This is a genomic window from Fusicatenibacter sp. (assembly GCF_977045365.1).
Genome location: NZ_CDRRUH010000067.1, coordinates 1 through 16,500, shown reverse-complemented (window position 1 = coordinate 16,500; position 16,500 = coordinate 1). Strand labels below are relative to the sequence as shown.

Genomic DNA, 16,500 nt, shown 5'->3' with positions numbered 1-16,500 from the left:
ATGTAATCTGGCCGACACCAAACGTAACATCGCCCATGATGAATTTTTTGAAATCCTGGTAGAAAATCTCCTCCGGAGATTTATCCTTCAGATTGCTTCCTGCGCGGAACATTTCGGATGCAAACTCCGGAATGCTGATGCCTGCAATGTCTGCCAGCGCCTCTGCTGCAGCTTTGTCAAGAAACGTACACGTCGGTGACCGGAACATCAGCGTATCGGAAATGATGGCTGCGCAGAGCAGTCCTGCGATGTTCGGCGCGATCTCCAGCTCTTTTTCCTTATAAATTTCATACATAATCGTTCCCGTGCAGCCCACCGGCTCATTGCGGAACATAACCGGCGCCATCGTCTCGAGCGAGCCCAGACGGTGATGGTCGATGATCTCGAGAATCTCCGCCTCTTTGACGTTGTCAACCGCCTGCGATTCCTCATTGTGATCGACGAGAATCAGTTTCTTTCCTGCATTTCCAATCAGGTTCCGGCGGGAAATCGTTCCCACGTATTTTCCTTTCTTATTCAGAATCGGGAAATCGCGGTGTCTCTGATTTTTCATGACTTCTTTAATATCATCGAGGAAATCTTCGGTATTGAACGTAATCAGATTGCTTCTGCGCATCAGATATTTGACCGGAATACTCTGGTTGATCAGACGCGCAATCGTATACGTGTCATGCGGACTGCTGATGATCACACAGCATTTTTCCTCTGCAAATTTCTGAATCGTTTTCGTCACCTTTGCGCCAAGTCCGACGATAATGCAGCTTGCATCCATCTCGATTGCACAGAGCTGGTCCTCCGCACGGTTTCCGAGGATGACAAGGTCATCTTTTTCGATATAGTTCTCCATCGTATCCGGATGGAACGCGCCGACAACGACTTTTCCGCGGATAAAATATCCATGCTCATTTCCGACAATGACAGATCCGTCCAGCGTCTCTGCCATACTGCGGTACTGTGTTCTCGCAAGGGACATGACATGGCTGTCATACGAATCCATGTAGGATTCCGCGATATCGCTGACGGTAATGACACCCTGCAGATCGTTCTCCGGCGAGGTGATCGGCAGTGTGACTACATTGTTGTTTTTCATCATGGAATACGCTTTTTTCACGGAAATCGTACCCGGCACACTCGGCACCTCGTGGATTTCAATCTCCTTTACCTGCGTTCCCGCATTCGGCAGATAACCCGGTGCACGCACGCCGAAGCGTTTCAGCACATACTCGGTCTCCTCATTAATCTGACCGGCACGACGTGCCACGTAAGTTTTTGTTTTATCCGTTCTGTTTTTGATATCCGCATAGGCAATCGCCGAGCAGATCGAATCCGTATCCGGATTTTTATGTCCAATTACATAAACTCTTGAATTTGATTTCATAATAGTACTCCTCCCTTCTGTATGTTGATGATATACAGTAAGTTCGTCTCAGTAATTTCGGTAACGACTACACACATCTTACCATCCTTTTTTCATCTGGTCAAAGAAAATCTTTTATGTTAAGATAAACGCAGATAGAAAAACGTGCAAAATTGAACCCGATTTTTTCATAAATCCACAATTTTCCTCTCGTTTTCCTGTTATTCTTACGAAAAAGGGGTGTTTCATTATGTCAGATGAAAAATTAACCATGGATGACTTCTCCGCAGAGCTGGAAGCTTCCTTCAAAAAAATCGAGGAAGGCGACATGCTCACCGGAACCGTCATCTCCGTAGATGAAAAAGAAGTGATTCTCGATCTGAAATACTACGCAGAGGGCGTCATCCGCGCCGAGGACTTCAGCAATGAGCCTGGATTCTCCTTAAAAGACGCTGTCCAGGCCGGCGACGAAATCACCGCAACCGTCATCCGCAAAGACGACGGCCACGGCAACATCCTCCTCTCCCGCGCAGAAGCAAACGATATCCTCGCATGGGAAAAACTCGCACAGTACAAAGAAGAGAAAACCGTGCTGGATGTGAAAGTCAAAGGAATCGTAAACGCCGGTGTTATCGCTTACGTCGAAGGAATCCGCGGCTTCATCCCGGCTTCCAAACTCTCCCTGAACTACGTGGAAGATCTGAATGAATACTTAAACAAAGACATTCAGGTACAGGTTTTTGACCTCGACAAAGAAAAAGACCGCCTGATCCTCTCCGCCCGCGAAATTCTCCGCGAGAAAGCAGACGAAGAACGCAAAGAGAAAATTTCCAATGTAGAAGTCGGCCTCGTCACCGAAGGAACCGTTGAGAGCCTGCAGCCATACGGCGCCTTCATCAGCCTCGGAAACGGCCTCTCCGGCCTCGTCCACATCTCCCAGATCTGCGCCAAACGAATCAAACATCCATCCGCAGTCCTGGCAGTCGGCGATAAAGTCAAAGTAAAAGTCATCGCCATCAAAGACGGCAAACTCAGTCTTTCCATGAAAGCCCTCGATGACGTTGCAGCTGAGGAGATCCAGGAAGAAACCATAGAACTCCCGGAGACAGAGGAAGTGACAACGACACTGGGATCACTGTTTAAAAATATTAAGCTGAACTAAATTTTTGTCCATCGAAAAGAACTCCAAAAAAACAGACTTTCCGTCCCCACACATTCCTGTGTGCTCCGGAAAGTCTGTTTTCTATTACAAAAGTTTTATTACAAATTCTATGATAAGAATTCGATCAGCCTTTTACAGCTCCAATTACAATACCTTTTACAAAATATTTCTGGAAGAACGGATACACAACCAGAATTGGAAGTGCTCCCATAACTGCAACGGCCATTTTGATACCGGTTGCCGGAAGTGTGATGTTCTGTGTTAATGCTCCGCCGGAAGCACCGCTCATCAGATACTGCACATCCAGAAGCATCTTATTCAGCAGAACCTGAATGCTGTACAGTTTATCATTATTAATATAGTACAGACCGTTCAGCCAGTCATTCCAATATCCAAGGCCGACCAGAAGTGCCAGTGTTGCAATGATCGGCGTAGACATCGGAAGGACAATTTTTGCCAGAATTCTCCACTCACCTGCTCCGTCAATTCTTGCAGCCTCGATGACCGCATCAGGAATGTTGGTGGTGAAATACGTTCTCATCATGATGACATAGAAAGCTCCCATCAGAAGATTTGGAACAATCAGTGCCCAGATGGTATTTTTAATATGAAAGATTCCAGTCCACATCATATAGGACGGTACCAAGCCGCCGTTGAACAACATCGTAAAGAAAATCACAAAGGAGAAAAATGCTTTTCCCGGAAGATCTTTTCTTGACAGCGGATAGGCAAACAGTGTTGTCAGAGTCAGGTTTGCCACGGTTCCAACTACCGTTACCAGTGCGGAAATGATATAGCCTCTTACAATACTGCCGGATTCTACCAGCAGTGTTTTGTATGCATCAAAACTGATCTCGCGCGGCCAGAAAGAATATCCGTATTTTAACAGAACATTCTCTTTGGTGATGGATGACATGATCAGCAGGATAAACGGGACGATACACATAGCGGACAGTAAGATCATAATCACATTGGCTGCAATCTGAAAGCCTTTATTTCTTTCAACCATTTTTTCATACTCTCCCTTCGCTTAGAATAATGCGCTGTTTTCGTCCAGTCTTCGAACAACCAGGTTTGCAATCAGTACCAGTGCAAATCCTACCAGTGACTGATAAAGACCTGCTGCAGATGCCATACCGATGTTGTTCAGCTCCATCAATCCACGATATACGTAAGTATCGATGGTGTTTGTCACGTCGATCAGCGGTCCGCTGTTCATTGGTACCTGATAGAACAGTCCGAAATCGGAATAGAAAATACGTCCTACGCTCATCAGGGTCAGTGTGATAATGGTTGTTTTCAGTCCCGGCAGTGTGATATGCAGAATTCTCTGCCAGCGGTTCGCACCGTCAATGGATGCAGACTCATAAAGGCTGGCATCCAGTCCTACTACCGTTGCATAATAGATAATGCAGTTATATCCCAGGTTTTTCCATACATTGACAAAGATCAAAATGAATGGCCAGTACTTCGGATCAGAATACCATCCGATGCCCTGTTTTCCCATTGGTTTCAGAATACTGTTATTAATGAATCCGGCATCTGTGCTGAGGAATCCATATACCAGGTAGCTGACAACGACGATAGAAATCAGGAACGGTACCAGAATTAACGTCTGGTATATTTTCTTTCCCATCGTGGAACGGATTTCATTCAGCAGAATTGCCACTGCAATTGCAAGTACGGTTCCGACTACGATAAAGATTACGTTGTATCCCAGTGTGTTTCTTGTAATTGTCCAGGCATCTTTTGTCTTGAACAAAAACTCAAAGTTTTTCAGGCCTGTAAACGGGCTTTTCAGGATTCCCAGGCTGTAATTATATTTCTTGAATGCAATAATAATTCCAGCCATGGGCATATAGTTATTGATAAATAAGTATACAAGTCCCGGAAGCAGCATCAGATACAGGGGAATAAATCTGCGGATTTTACCCCAATTTCTTTTCATCTTCCCAGCCTCCATTATTTGTTGGCTTCCAGCCAAGCGTCTAACTGTTTCTGTTTCTCTGCAATGATGGTATCTGCTCCTGCAGCTTTCAGCTCATCCAGGAATTTCGGAATGGTAGTTTCCGGATCCAGGGAACCGCACTCCAGCGCCGGACCATATTTTGCCACAACGTTTGCACATGCAGTTACTTCATTTTGTACTTCTGTGTTGTCCCATGCAAAACCTTTGGCTGGAGAAACTGTCGCATCTTTGTTAAATTCCTGAATCTGATCCCAGATATCTGAATCAAGACCTTCCCAAATATAAGAAATTGTCTCGTTTGGCCATGCCCAGGGAAGACTGGTATAGCCTGTATTGCTGGCATTAACTCCTTCTGGATAATTAACGATTCCCTTTTCCTTATCTACAAATTCATAATGCTTTCCTTCTAAACCATTGATAAAAAGATTGGCCAGATCCGGGTTCGTGTAGATCTCATTTAATACCTGTACAGCTCTTTCCGGTTTTTCACTATTGTGCGGTACATACCATACAATATCGACACGTGTTGTGGTGGTATATGGTTTTACCATCTCCAGAACAACAACTTCCTTTCCTACCTCTTTTTCCATCTCTTTTTCAATACCCGGCTTGGTATTTGTGAAACGTCCAAATCCTTTTCCTGCACCAATCAGGCTGTTTGCGTTTTCAGTGGAAGTAGAAGCATCCGGCATGATCAGGCCTTTCTGTGCCCAATCATAACGAAGTTTCATTTCGTTCATATATTCATCTGTTCCATAATAATTGATAACGGTTGTATTATCTCCAGATGCACTTTCCAGTGATCCAATATCTCCGCCCAGATCATCCTGATCTGTCATCAAGCTCATAGAACCATTATTTGATACAATTGGATATACATCCGGATACATTTCTTTTACTTTCTCCAGAAGCGGTTCTAACTCTTCTTCTGTTTTGATAGAGCTGTAATCAATTCCAGTTGCATCTGCCATCTCTTTGTTCATGGCAAATCCCCATCCGGTTGCTTTCTCTTTATTTGCTGGAACTCCATAAATATCGCCATTAAAAGTTACACATTTCCAATCAGAATCGCTGATCTGGGATTTCATATCACTTCCATAACTGTCCAGATAATCCGTGATCGGAACAATCTGTCCGCTGCTGATTGCGGATGTTACATTACCGCAATATTCATACATCAGATCCAGTTTTTCAGAAGATGCCAGTGTCAGGTTGACCTGCTGATCATAACTTCCAAATCCAACACGAGTCAGCTCAACTTTAGTATTGAATTTTTCCTCGGTGATTTTGCTTGCTGCCTCAGAAATTTTTGCGCAGTCATCTGTGCTGGCATCGCCAGGTGCCAGAATTTTTACCGTATAACTGTCCTGATTGCTGCTGTCTGCGCTCTTGGAAGATCCGTCATTTGAGCTGGACGCGTTATCGCTTCCGCAGCCTGCCAGCATACTTCCTGCCATAACAGAGACAAGTAACAGTGCCATTGCTTTTTTCTTATTCATTGCAGTTCTCTCCTTTGTTCTTTTCTTTGTTTTACGAATAGCTATATCCTATCAAAGAAATATCTCTTTCTCTATAAAATCTGTGACTTTCTCTTTATATATTGTGACATACCACTGTAACTTTCGTTATTTTAACGAATCTGTATACTTATTTCTTGAAAACACACGACATCTATATTAGAATAAATGGCATGTTCCAATAGTTGGAACGCTCACACGATTTTTCTTATATTGTTATATTCTTGGAGGCTCTTATGTTATCTCGTAAAAATTTTTACATCTCATCAAAAATTTTTTTCACCCTTATAAGCCTTATCATGCTTATTCCGCTTACATTTCTGACGATATTTTTTGATTTCTACTCGCTTCGCCTGCTGAACCGCGAAATCGCTTCTGCAAACCGAAATGCTCTGTTTCTCTATCAGGAACAGTTAGAAGCAGATCTTTCCCAGATAGAAACCTCAATGGCACAGGACTGGGCTACGAACTGGAATTATCAGAAACTAAAATATAAACTTGATCCGCTCGATGTTCATTTAAATACACTCTCCATTGTGAATAAAGCACGGGAACAGCTTGCTCTGACAGAATGTCTCGGTGCTGTCTATATTTATTCTGCTCCCAATGATGTCTGCCGCTGTGCCTATCAGGACTGCTATTCCCATGAAGAATTAATAACAATGCAGAATTATGTAAAATCCCTTCATTTTGAATCAACTTCCAAATCCTGGTTTTACGATAAAGTCGGTGATAAATACTTTTTGGTCCGCCTTCTCGGCTTTTCCAACGCTTACAGTGTTTCTCTGGTAGATTTTGACCTTGTTATGGCTCCATCCCGTCTCGCCACGCAGACGCATAATGCCGGCTCGCTTGTCTATCTTTCCGATGACGGCACTGTATTAAATCCTTCCAACACCATTACAGAAAATAAACTGACCTTTTCGCAAAAAGATAATAACCATATCAAAAAGGGACGAAAAGAAAATTTCTTTGTTGTACAGGATCCTTTAAAATATGCCGATATTACCATGCTTTACCTTACCCCCTATCAGGGAAGCCAGTTTTATTTGAATGCGACACAGATGTTCGCCATTATTGCCTCTGCACTGGCACTGCTTCTGATTCCATTTATGTGCTTTTTTGCCATCAAATTTTATTTTTCTCCTTTAAGTGACGCAACAGCTACCATGGAGAAAATTCGAAACGGCCAGCTGGACTCAAAACTGCAGGAAACACAGTTTATCCGTGAATTTTCCGTCTTTAATTCCACCTTTAATCGAATGATGGATGAAATTCACCATCTGAAAATCCGCACTTATGAAAATAAACTGACCATTCAAAAATCTCAGCTGCAATATTTCCAGATTCAGCTGAAGCCTCACTTTTACCTGAACTGCCTGAAAACGCTTTACGGTATGATTCAGCAAAACAAAGGAAACGATGCGCAGCAGATGATTTTGTATGTTTCCCAGTATATCCGCTATACCTTCCGCGACAACAGCAGTCTTGTGCCGCTGCAGACGGAACTGAATCAGGTACAGAATTATTATAAACTCCAGAAGCTGAACACGAGAGATTCCTCTGAACTGACGATTTCTGCAGATCCTTCCGTTTCAGAATTTCCAGTTCCCATGCTCTGTATCCAGACTTTCGTTGAAAACTCCTTTAAGCACGGACGAATCCCCTGTCAGCCGCTCAATGTGCATATTGCCGTCCGGCTGACAGAAACAGAAGAAGGAAATTACTTAAACATCAGTATTCAGGATAATGGAACCGGCTTCCCGGACGAATTTCTGCAGTCCTTTCTGCAAAATGAAGAAGATACCACAGCCGGGCAGCATATCGGCATTCACAATCTCCGACAACGGCTTACCCTGCTCTACAAAGACAAGGCTGGACTGATCTGTATGAATGGTTCCTCCGGCGCCATGACAGAAATTATCCTGCCTGTACAGGAAGAACCGAATCCCAGTCCGGATTTAAAGAACAGCTTACTCTCAAAAGAAAATTTACTTTCACCCTAATGTGAAGAGGAGGAATCACGAATGAATGTATTGATTATTGATGATCAGCCCGATGTTGTCGCCGGTATTCATTCCGGCATCAACTGGGATGCTCTTTCCATCCGCCAGGTTTTCTGTGCCAACGACATTATCCATGCACGTGAAATTCTTTCAAACAACTCCGTGGATATCATGCTCTGCGATATCGAAATGCCGCTCGGCAGCGGTCTTGAACTTTATGAATGGGTTGCGGAGCATTTTCCGGAAATCAAATGTATTTTTCTTACCTCACATGAAGATTTTTCCTATGCACAAAAAGCACTGCGGCTCGGCGGATTCGATTATCTGATTCAGCCCGCTCCCTACAGTGCAATTGAAGCTTCCATTCAGAAAGCAGTTCTGCAGCTTCAGAAAGAAAGAAAAGAAAAATTTTACAGTGAATATGGAAACTATTTCAGCAAACGCGAAATGGATCTTCTTGATATGCTGTTAAATGAATTTCTGCAGAAACAGCCTGCAGAACCTCAGAATATTCTGAGTTTTCTGGACACGATCTCCATAAAGCTCGATCCAGACCGTTCCTGTATTCTGACTCTGATTGATATTCTTGAGCAGGACACGCCGCACCCTGTCCGCGATCTTTCGCTCCTTCGCTCTATCCTGCAGAATGTCGTTTCTGAGCTGTTTGAGCCGCTCACTAAAAAACTTCTTTTCTGCCATGTCCGCGAACAGGTTTTTGCTCTTATTTTATACGAAACCGATGATCTTACCAAAGATCAGGTACAAAATTATCTGCATACTTTTGTAGAAGCCGCTTCGCAGTATCTCCACTTTAAAACTGCATGCTACTGCGCTCATTCTGCAAATTTTCTTCTGCTGCCCGATAAAACACAGCAGCTTTTAGAGCAGCACAGCGAAAATGCAGCAAACTACAGCGGTATTTTTTATCAGAAATCCAGTATTTCCCAGGTTCCCTATACCCCGCCGGATTTTGTCCACTGGAATGTCATGCTCTCCTCCGGTTATTACGATGCCGTCCGTGCAGATATGCATGATTATCTGCTCCGTCAAAAGGAATCCGGCCATGTAAACCAGAAAATGCTCAGTCTCTTTTTGCAGGATTTTCTTCAGATCTTCTATCAGATTCTGAACCAGCACCACATCGATGCACATGGTGTTTTTGAAAAAGAATACGATATTCACGCCCTGAATAACTCCTGTCATTCCATAGAAGAGATGCATAAACTGCTTGATTTTTCCGTTGATTACCTGAAAAGTCTGCAGACCAGCGCGGAGCCAGACGTCTCACAGATTGATCAGGTGGTAGATTTTATTCAGAAAAATATTCACCAGAATATTACCCGCACCGAAATCGCCAATCAGGTATATATGAACCCGGAATACCTCTCCCGGCTTTTCAAAAAGGTAAAGGGAATTTCCCTTTCTGACTATATCGTGCAGGAAAAACTGAAAATTGCGATTTCCCTGCTTGAGGGAACCAATCTCCCGGTCAGTGTAATTGCAACGAATATCGGCTACACGAATTTTTCTTATTTTACACAGGTATTCAAAAAAGTCTACGGAATTTCTCCGAGTGAATACCGTCAAAAGAAAAAATAATGCAAAAATAGTACTGCGGAGCGTAAAGTTTTCCCAAATAAATGTTAATACCCGGGTATAACGAAAATACGTTCCGCAGTATTTTATTTTTGCATTACTGTTTTATCTTCAAACAAGTTTTTATACCGGCATCGCCGCCACAAAATAGTACATCACAATAAAATGACAGAAGCTGCCACCCATCACAAACAGATGGAAAATTTCATGTGTTCCGAACTTTTTATGCTTCGCATTAAACATCGGCATCTTTAAGGAGTAAATCACCCCGCCGACCGTGTAAATGATGCCGCCCGCCAGCAACCATCCAAATGCCGGCCGCGAAAGCGCCAGAAACAGCGGATGAAATGCCAGTACACACAGCCATCCCATTGCGATATACAGCACTGAGGAAAACCACTTCGGACAATTGATCCAGAATGCCTTGACGAGAATTCCGCCAATTGCTGCTGCCCACACCAATGCACAGAGTACAATTCCCGTCCGTCCATGCAGCGCAATCAGACAGATCGGCGTATAACTTCCCGCAATCAGCACGGAAATCATCATATGATCAAACTTCTTCAGTCGACGGTTTACCTTCCCGTTTACATCAAACGTGTGATACACGGTACTCGCCAGATACAGCAAAATCATGCTCAGCATAAATACTGCCATCGCAATCACATGCAGATGATCCGGCTCCCGAGCCGCCTTCAAAAGCAATGGCAGCGTTCCCACCATCGCCAGGATCAGCGCAATCCCATGCGTAATCGCACTGCCGGGATCCTTAATTCCATTTTTTCTGATATACTTCATCCTGCTCATTCCTTTCCTGTCAGAAACACTGTGTATTTCAATTACCACTTTATGTAGTTTTGATTACTACTTGTCATCGTTTCTTTTATTATAGCAGGATAAAATTATTTTTCAAGTCAAAATATCTATTTTCTTTTGAAAATGTTCGACCTGCTTTGACACAAAAAAACAGACTGCTCGCCTACGCATACCGTTGTGCCTGTTTGAGCCGTCTGTTTTTGTATTTTTATTGCTTCTTCGCTTGAATCAGCTTCCATTTTTCTACCCGCGAAAGCTGCTTAATTTCCCATTCTCTCCGCATAGCCTCCTGTTTTGTTAAAAAGGTTTCAAAATACACCAGTTTTACCGGTTTGCGGCTCTTTGTATATTTCGCTCCTTTTCCAGCATTGTGTGCCTTTACTCTGCGTTCCAAATTATTGGTCCAGCCTGTATAAAAAGATCCATCGCTGCATTCCAGAATATATGTAAAATTCCCCTGTTCCATTTCAAATTCCGTTCCTTCTGTTCATCTGTATTCTATGTAACTTTAACACTCGGTTCTTTCAGGCGCAATCAAAAAAATAAGAAAGAGTCCTGCTTTGCAGGAAAATTCAACGAAGTTTCCTGGAAGTAAAAAACCGTCCGGATTTCTCCGAACGGTTTTCTCATTTTTATTTTTACTGCATTGCCAGCTCATCTACAGCCAGTTTCAGCGCACCCATGATACCCTGATTGTCGTTCAGGCTTGGAAGTACAATATAGCTGTCGAGATCCTCAAGTTCTTTTGTTACAAGATATCCGTTCAGCTGTTTCTTTACTTCTTCTCTTACGAGCGGCATCATATGCTCCTGATGCATAACGCCTCCGCCCAAAACGATTCTCTGCGGGGAGAGCAGCATGATGCAGTCTACAAGTGCCTGTCCGATATAGTAAGCCTCAAGCTCCCATACCTCTTTTTTGTCTGCCAGCTCAATACCTTTTTTGCCCCAGCGTGCTTCAATGGCAGGACCTGCAGCAAGGCCTTCCAGGCAGTTGCTGTGATACGGGCATTTTCCGCCGTAAGTATCTTTCGGATGTCTGGTCAGCAGAACGTGTCCGCCTTCCGGATGAAGCATGCCGTGCAGCAGCTTGCCATTGGAAATAATTCCCATTCCAACGCCCGTTCCGATGGTGATGTAAATGCTGTTGTCCAGACCTTTTGTGATTCCCCAGGTAGCCTCACCCAGTGCAGAACCGTTTACATCGGTATCAAATCCAACCGGGATGTCCAGTGCATCTGCGAAAGCGCCTACGATGTTGTAGTTCTTCCATGCTAATTTGGGAGTTGTGGTAATGTAACCATATGTTTCGGATTTTCTGTTCAGATCGATCGGTCCAAAGCAGCCGATTCCCAGTGCCTGAATGTCTTTCTCTTTAAAATACTCAATCATTTTCGGAACGGTAATTTCCGGTGTCTCGGTCGGGATCGAAATTCTCTCATAGATTTCTCCATTTGCGTTTCCGATTGCGCAGACCATCTTTGTTCCGCCTGCTTCTAATGCTCCAAGTCTCATTGTGTTTTTCTCCTTTCTTACGCCTCTGGATTTGAGCAGATCACGGAAAGTTTTCCTTCAAATCTGCATCCGTTAAAATTAGCCGGAATAATAAAGTGTGTACCTTTTTTCACCGGAATACCGTTTACGGTACCCTCTCCGGCAATAACGCTTACATTAGTATAATATTTTTTCGCATCCAAGGTGAATACACCGTCGATGTCGTATTTATCTACAGAGTAGAACTTGCATGTTACAAAATGGGTATGTACCGCGCCCGGGATTTCCTCTGTAAAGGTATCAATATCTGCCGGTTTAAACGGAGCCTCGATAACATCGATACTCTGCTCTACATGAAGCTGTCTCGGTTTGCCGTTCTGCAGTCTGTCATAATCGTATACACGATAGGTGATATCGCTGCTCTGCTGTGTCTCCAGAATCAGTGTGCCGCCTTTGATGGCATGTACGCATCCCGGATTGATCTGGAAGAAATCTCCCTTATGTACCGGCACTTTGCGGATGAAATCGCTCCACTCATGATTGCGGATCATTTTCTCCACTTCTGCCTTGTCTTTTGCATTGTGTCCGATAACAATTTCTGTACCCGGTTCGCAGTCAAGCACGTACCAGCACTCGGTCTTTCCAAGAGATCCATTCTCATGCTCTCCTGCATAAGCATCATCTGGATGAACCTGGATGCTCAGATCATTTTTTGCATCAATGATCTTGATCAGCAGCGGAACCTGGCTTCCCGGGTAATTTCCGAAAATTTCCGGCTCCTCTTTCCAGAGCTCACCTAATGTTTTTCCATCAAATCTTCCGCCTGCCACACGACTCATTCCGTTGGCATGTCCGCTGATCGCCCAGCACTCGCCGGTTGTATCACTCGGAATTTCGTAATCAAATACGTCTCTTAACTTTGTTCCACCCCAGATTGCTTCTTTGAACACCGGGTCCATAAATAAAAACTCCATATTTTTCTAATCCTCCTTTTTTCAGGATCTGTCCACTACGTCTATTTTAACCGATAACAGCCAAAAACGAAACCCCTAAAATGACAAACTTTCACATTTTCTGTAACCGGTTACTTTCCTTTTATTCCGCCCTTTTTCTATATCAAAACAATCCTGTTTGTTATATGTAAAGCTGACTGTTTTCAGCCAGCCTTTTTTATAAAAAGCAATCGAAAAACGGTATTTTACCATCCGCGGTCGGCGCCGCCTTTTTTGTATTCAAAACCTGTAAAAAAGATTCGATTGCGAATCCTACACTTTATAATACTTTCCCGCATCCCATTTCGTGCAGGTCCTCTTTTTTATTCCGAAATTGCCGGGAGATATGCCATAGGATCAATGGCTTTTCCATCTTTTTTCATCTCAAAGAAAAGATTGCTTCCCTCTTTTACATAATATTTCGTCGGTGCTGCAACTGCTCCGATCCGTGCTGCTTTCTGAACTTTCTGGCCTGACTCGAGGGAAACGTCTGTGAGCTGTCCGTAGATGGCTTCGTATCCATTTCCAAGATTCATGGTGACGGTGAGGCCGGTTCTTGCATCATTTTCCACACTCACAACTTCTCCGTCCGCTGCCGCCAGAACCGGAGTTCCTTCTGCCGCCGAGAAAACAACGCCTGGATTGCACTGGTAAAGATCCAGTGTCGGGAAATAAACGGTATTTTCCATGTTATACGGAATCAGAACTGTTCCAGTAACCGGCAGTTCCATGATTGTCGCTTCGCTGAACATCAGATCCTGTGCAGCCCCTGCTGTCTCAACTGCCGTTTCCTGATTTTCTGCAGAATCCACAGTTCCGGATGCTGCACTCGTTTCTTCATTCGCCGCTGTTTCTCCTGATCCTGTTTCTCCGTTCTGATCCGCCGCTGTTCCGTTTACCGCCTGCGCGTCCTGTCTTTCTGTATTCCCATCTGATTCTTCCGGTGTATTCTGAGCCGTCTCTGCATCTGCTTCTGGATTTCCCACCGCCTCTTCTTCACACGCCGCTTCCATTTCCGGCACCTGTTCCAGACTGTTTTCCACATCATCTGCCTGATCCTGTACGGCACGCGTTCCGTCTGCATCTCCCGTCGTCTCCTCCGTCTGCTGTTCTGTAGTTCCGGTGCTTTCGTCCTCTGTAAGCTGTGCCGTCTCTCCCTGTTTCGCCTGATCTGCCTTACCGTTTCTCGCATCCTGCTGCCAGGTCAGCACTCCGCCTGCAATCATCATTGCCAGTGCCGCTGTGATCACGCCGATTCTCAACTTGTCTCTTTTCATGTTCTTACCACCTCTGCTGATATCTTTTTAAGCATTTCAGAGGCGTTTTTCGATTTCTCGCTCTCCTCCTGCTTTTCTACAGTAAGCAGTATTTCCCATCCGGCGCGATCTATACACAAAAACCGGATTTTTCCTTTCCGTTATCCACAATTTTTCCCCTGCGCTTCTTTCTTTTGTGGAAAACATAATTCTTTTCTGCGCATTCCGTGCAAAACATCCTCAATGTTATTCACACCTTATTTTCTCGACTTGCTTCACGAAAAAAAAGAACTGGAACCGGGAATTTTCTCCCGTTTCCAGCTCTCGCTTTCACCTGTATTTACTGTAATCTTCCATACACCGTACTCGCATCCGCGATGCTGTCCACCGCAGATCCCGAATCCGTCATGGCCTCTGCCGTAACAAGTATGTACTCTTCGCCTCCATATTCTGCAAAGCTGACCAGGCACTGACCCGCCTCATCGGTAAATCCGGTCTTTCCGCCTTCAATGACTGCCCCGTTCTCCAGTGTCGTACTCATCTCATAGCTGGTAAACCGGTGGAGCATCGTATCATACAGCGTAATTCCCTCCGGGTGTGATGCGGTAGTCTCCGTTGTGTAAACCTCCCTCGTCACGATCTCGCAAAACGTATCACTCTTCAGACACTCACTCATCAGCACCGCAATATCACGGCAGGTAGAATAATGGTTGTCATTATGCAGTCCCGTGCAGTTCTCAAAATGCGTATTGGTAAGTCCCAGTTCTTCTGCTTTCTGGTTCATCATGGCCACAAAACCTTCTTCCGATCCGCCGACTGCTCTCGCCAATGTCTCACAGGCATCTGCGCCGGATGGCAGCAGCACACCATAGAGAAGATCACGAACCGTCGGCTGTTCGTACGGATTAAATCCCGCTACCGATGCATCCTGTGCCGTCAGTTCCTCGAAGATTTCCTCCGGAACGGTAATCGTCTCGTTCAGATCCGGAAGATTTTCAATGGCAAGCAGCGCTGTCATAATCTTTGTCATCGACGCCGGATAAATTCTCTCATCTCCGCCCAGATTCATCATCTCAGCCAGATCGCTTTCCCGCACCAGCAGGGCATGCTGACTGTTCAGACCATCTGACGAAATCTGCTGTACCGGCTCAGGCGTCGGTGTAATCTCCTCCTCCGGGCTGGAATCCGATATCGGCTCTGAACTGTCCCCAGCAAGAGAGGATGACGAAACCGAAGAGGATGCACTTGCGTTTCCATCCGTCTGTTTTTTCTCGTTCTTCTGCATCTGATATCCAAGCACGCCAATCAATCCGATAATGATAACAAGCAGAACACTTAAAATCACTTTCTGCTGAAACTGGCGTCTTCGTCTTTTGTTTTTCTTTTTTTGTGCCATAAACAGATTCCTCCGTTCTTTTTTATTCTTTCAAAGCATAGTACATTTCCTGCTCTTTTGCAAGATTTTCGCCGTAACCTTAAGATAAACATAATCCAAAATTGGTTCGGTGGACCAATTTTGGATATGCAGAACAAAAAAAGAACCCTCGAAAGGGTTCCACATAGTGAAGCATCGGGGATTCGAACCCCGGACAACTTGATTAAAAGTCAAGTGCTCTACCGACTGAGCTAATGCTCCGTAAAATATGCCTAGTTCCGGAATCGAACCAGAGACACGAGGATTTTCAGTCCTCTGCTCTACCAACTGAGCTAACTAGGCATAAAATTGCGGGAGTAGGATTTGAACCTACGACCTTCGGGTTATGAGCCCGACGAGCTTCCAGACTGCTCCATCCCGCGATATCCTATTTTTGTACTTGATTTCTCAAGTAAAGCCGATGATCGGACTCGAACCGATAACCTGCTGATTACAAATCAGCTGCTCTGCCAATTGAGCCACATCGGCCGATTGCCTGATTGGCAAGTGGGTGGTGGTGGATTCGAACCACCGAAGCAATTTGCAGCAGATTTACAGTCTGTCCCCTTTGGCCACTCGGGAAACCACCCATAAAAGAATGGGACCTACAGGGCTCGAACCTGTGACCCTCTGCTTGTAAGGCAGATGCTCTCCCAGCTGAGCTAAGATCCCATTTTTCAGATATTTAGTTATGAAAAGCGACCCGGATCGGGATCGAACCGACGACCTCCGCCGTGACAGGGCGGCGCTCTAACCAGCTGAGCCACCGGGCCACAATAACTATTTTGAAGATATTTGATATACCTTCAAAACCGCATACACTTAACACCTATACATCATACCATACTTTCTTTCCGAACACAACCATTTTCTGCAAAACTTTTGTTTTGCATTTCAGGTCAAGCCCTCGACCGATTAGTAA

13 protein-coding genes and 7 tRNA genes are annotated in these 16,500 nt (G+C 44.6%); 3 read left to right on the top strand and 17 right to left on the bottom strand.

All coding sequences use genetic code 11. The features are described from left to right. Positions 1-1,378: putative manganese-dependent inorganic diphosphatase (locus tag ACY2VW_RS12455; RefSeq protein WP_461878285.1), on the bottom strand; the 1,378-nt coding region annotated here is incomplete at its 3' end. Between the two features lie 229 nt (positions 1,379-1,607). On the opposite strand from ACY2VW_RS12455, the gene ACY2VW_RS12450 reads away from it, so the two are divergent. After that, positions 1,608-2,519: a S1 RNA-binding domain-containing protein gene (locus tag ACY2VW_RS12450; RefSeq protein WP_461878284.1), complete on the top strand. Its 912-nt coding sequence runs from the start codon at positions 1,608-1,610 to the stop codon at positions 2,517-2,519. Between the two features lie 124 nt (positions 2,520-2,643). Here the strand turns inward: ACY2VW_RS12450 and ACY2VW_RS12445 are convergent, their stop codons facing one another. The 3 genes from ACY2VW_RS12445 to ACY2VW_RS12435 are packed head-to-tail and all read right to left on the bottom strand — an operon-like array spanning position 2,644 to position 5,987. Next, the gene (locus ACY2VW_RS12445; RefSeq protein ID WP_173827371.1) at positions 2,644-3,528 is read right to left on the bottom strand and encodes a carbohydrate ABC transporter permease; all 885 of its coding nucleotides are present in this window, start codon (positions 3,526-3,528) and stop codon (positions 2,644-2,646) included. 21 nt (positions 3,529-3,549) lie between these two features. Further along, positions 3,550-4,467 carry an ABC transporter permease gene (locus tag ACY2VW_RS12440; RefSeq protein ID WP_118742315.1) on the bottom strand — a complete coding sequence of 306 codons (918 nt, stop codon included), beginning with the start codon at positions 4,465-4,467 and terminating at the stop codon, positions 3,550-3,552. Between the two features lie 14 nt (positions 4,468-4,481). After that, complete coding sequence (locus ACY2VW_RS12435; RefSeq protein WP_461878283.1) at positions 4,482-5,987, bottom strand: ABC transporter substrate-binding protein; 1,506 nt, start codon at positions 5,985-5,987, stop codon at positions 4,482-4,484. A 317-nt stretch (positions 5,988-6,304) separates the two neighbouring features. On the opposite strand from ACY2VW_RS12435, the gene ACY2VW_RS12430 reads away from it, so the two are divergent. Further along, positions 6,305-8,011, top strand: coding sequence for a sensor histidine kinase (locus tag ACY2VW_RS12430; RefSeq protein WP_461878282.1), 1,707 nt, complete (start codon positions 6,305-6,307; stop codon positions 8,009-8,011). 21 nt (positions 8,012-8,032) lie between these two features. Beyond that, positions 8,033-9,610 (top strand): response regulator, encoded by a 1,578-nt coding sequence (locus tag ACY2VW_RS12425; RefSeq protein WP_461878281.1) that lies wholly within the window; start codon positions 8,033-8,035, stop codon positions 9,608-9,610. Between the two features lie 120 nt (positions 9,611-9,730). Here ACY2VW_RS12425 and trhA read toward each other — a convergent pair whose 3' ends face one another. The 13 genes from trhA to ACY2VW_RS12360 all read right to left on the bottom strand — a co-directional run bounded on the left by trhA (position 9,731) and on the right by ACY2VW_RS12360 (position 16,351). Next, the gene (trhA, locus tag ACY2VW_RS12420; protein WP_461878280.1) at positions 9,731-10,405 is read right to left on the bottom strand and encodes a PAQR family membrane homeostasis protein TrhA; all 675 of its coding nucleotides are present in this window, start codon (positions 10,403-10,405) and stop codon (positions 9,731-9,733) included. Between the two features lie 226 nt (positions 10,406-10,631). After that, a complete protein-coding gene (locus ACY2VW_RS12415) occupies positions 10,632-10,889 on the bottom strand; it encodes a GIY-YIG nuclease family protein (protein ID WP_055220299.1) in 258 nt (85 codons plus the stop codon). A gap of 172 nt (positions 10,890-11,061) precedes the next feature. Then, positions 11,062-11,937, bottom strand: a complete 876-nt coding sequence (locus ACY2VW_RS12410) for an ROK family protein (RefSeq protein WP_022461220.1) — start codon at positions 11,935-11,937, stop codon at positions 11,062-11,064. 17 nt (positions 11,938-11,954) lie between these two features. After that, on the bottom strand, positions 11,955-12,890 hold the full coding sequence (manA, locus tag ACY2VW_RS12405; RefSeq protein ID WP_173829146.1) for a mannose-6-phosphate isomerase, class I: 936 nt from the start codon (positions 12,888-12,890) through the stop codon (positions 11,955-11,957). Positions 12,891-13,231: 341 nt separating this feature from the next. Continuing rightward, complete coding sequence (locus tag ACY2VW_RS12400) at positions 13,232-14,185, bottom strand: peptidoglycan DD-metalloendopeptidase family protein (protein ID WP_461878279.1); 954 nt, start codon at positions 14,183-14,185, stop codon at positions 13,232-13,234. Positions 14,186-14,504: 319 nt separating this feature from the next. Further along, a complete protein-coding gene (locus ACY2VW_RS12395; protein WP_461878278.1) occupies positions 14,505-15,560 on the bottom strand; it encodes a D-alanyl-D-alanine carboxypeptidase family protein in 1,056 nt (351 codons plus the stop codon). Between the two features lie 167 nt (positions 15,561-15,727). After that, positions 15,728-15,800, bottom strand: a tRNA-Lys gene (locus tag ACY2VW_RS12390). A gap of 8 nt (positions 15,801-15,808) precedes the next feature. After that, positions 15,809-15,881: transfer RNA gene (locus ACY2VW_RS12385), tRNA-Phe, on the bottom strand. A gap of 6 nt (positions 15,882-15,887) precedes the next feature. Beyond that, positions 15,888-15,961: transfer RNA gene (locus ACY2VW_RS12380), tRNA-Met, on the bottom strand. A 33-nt stretch (positions 15,962-15,994) separates the two neighbouring features. After that, a tRNA-Thr gene (locus ACY2VW_RS12375) sits at positions 15,995-16,067 on the bottom strand. A gap of 19 nt (positions 16,068-16,086) precedes the next feature. Then, positions 16,087-16,168, bottom strand: a tRNA-Tyr gene (locus tag ACY2VW_RS12370). A gap of 9 nt (positions 16,169-16,177) precedes the next feature. Continuing rightward, positions 16,178-16,250, bottom strand: a tRNA-Val gene (locus ACY2VW_RS12365). Between the two features lie 27 nt (positions 16,251-16,277). Then, positions 16,278-16,351, bottom strand: a tRNA-Asp gene (locus tag ACY2VW_RS12360). Positions 16,352-16,500: the final 149 nt, after the last annotated feature.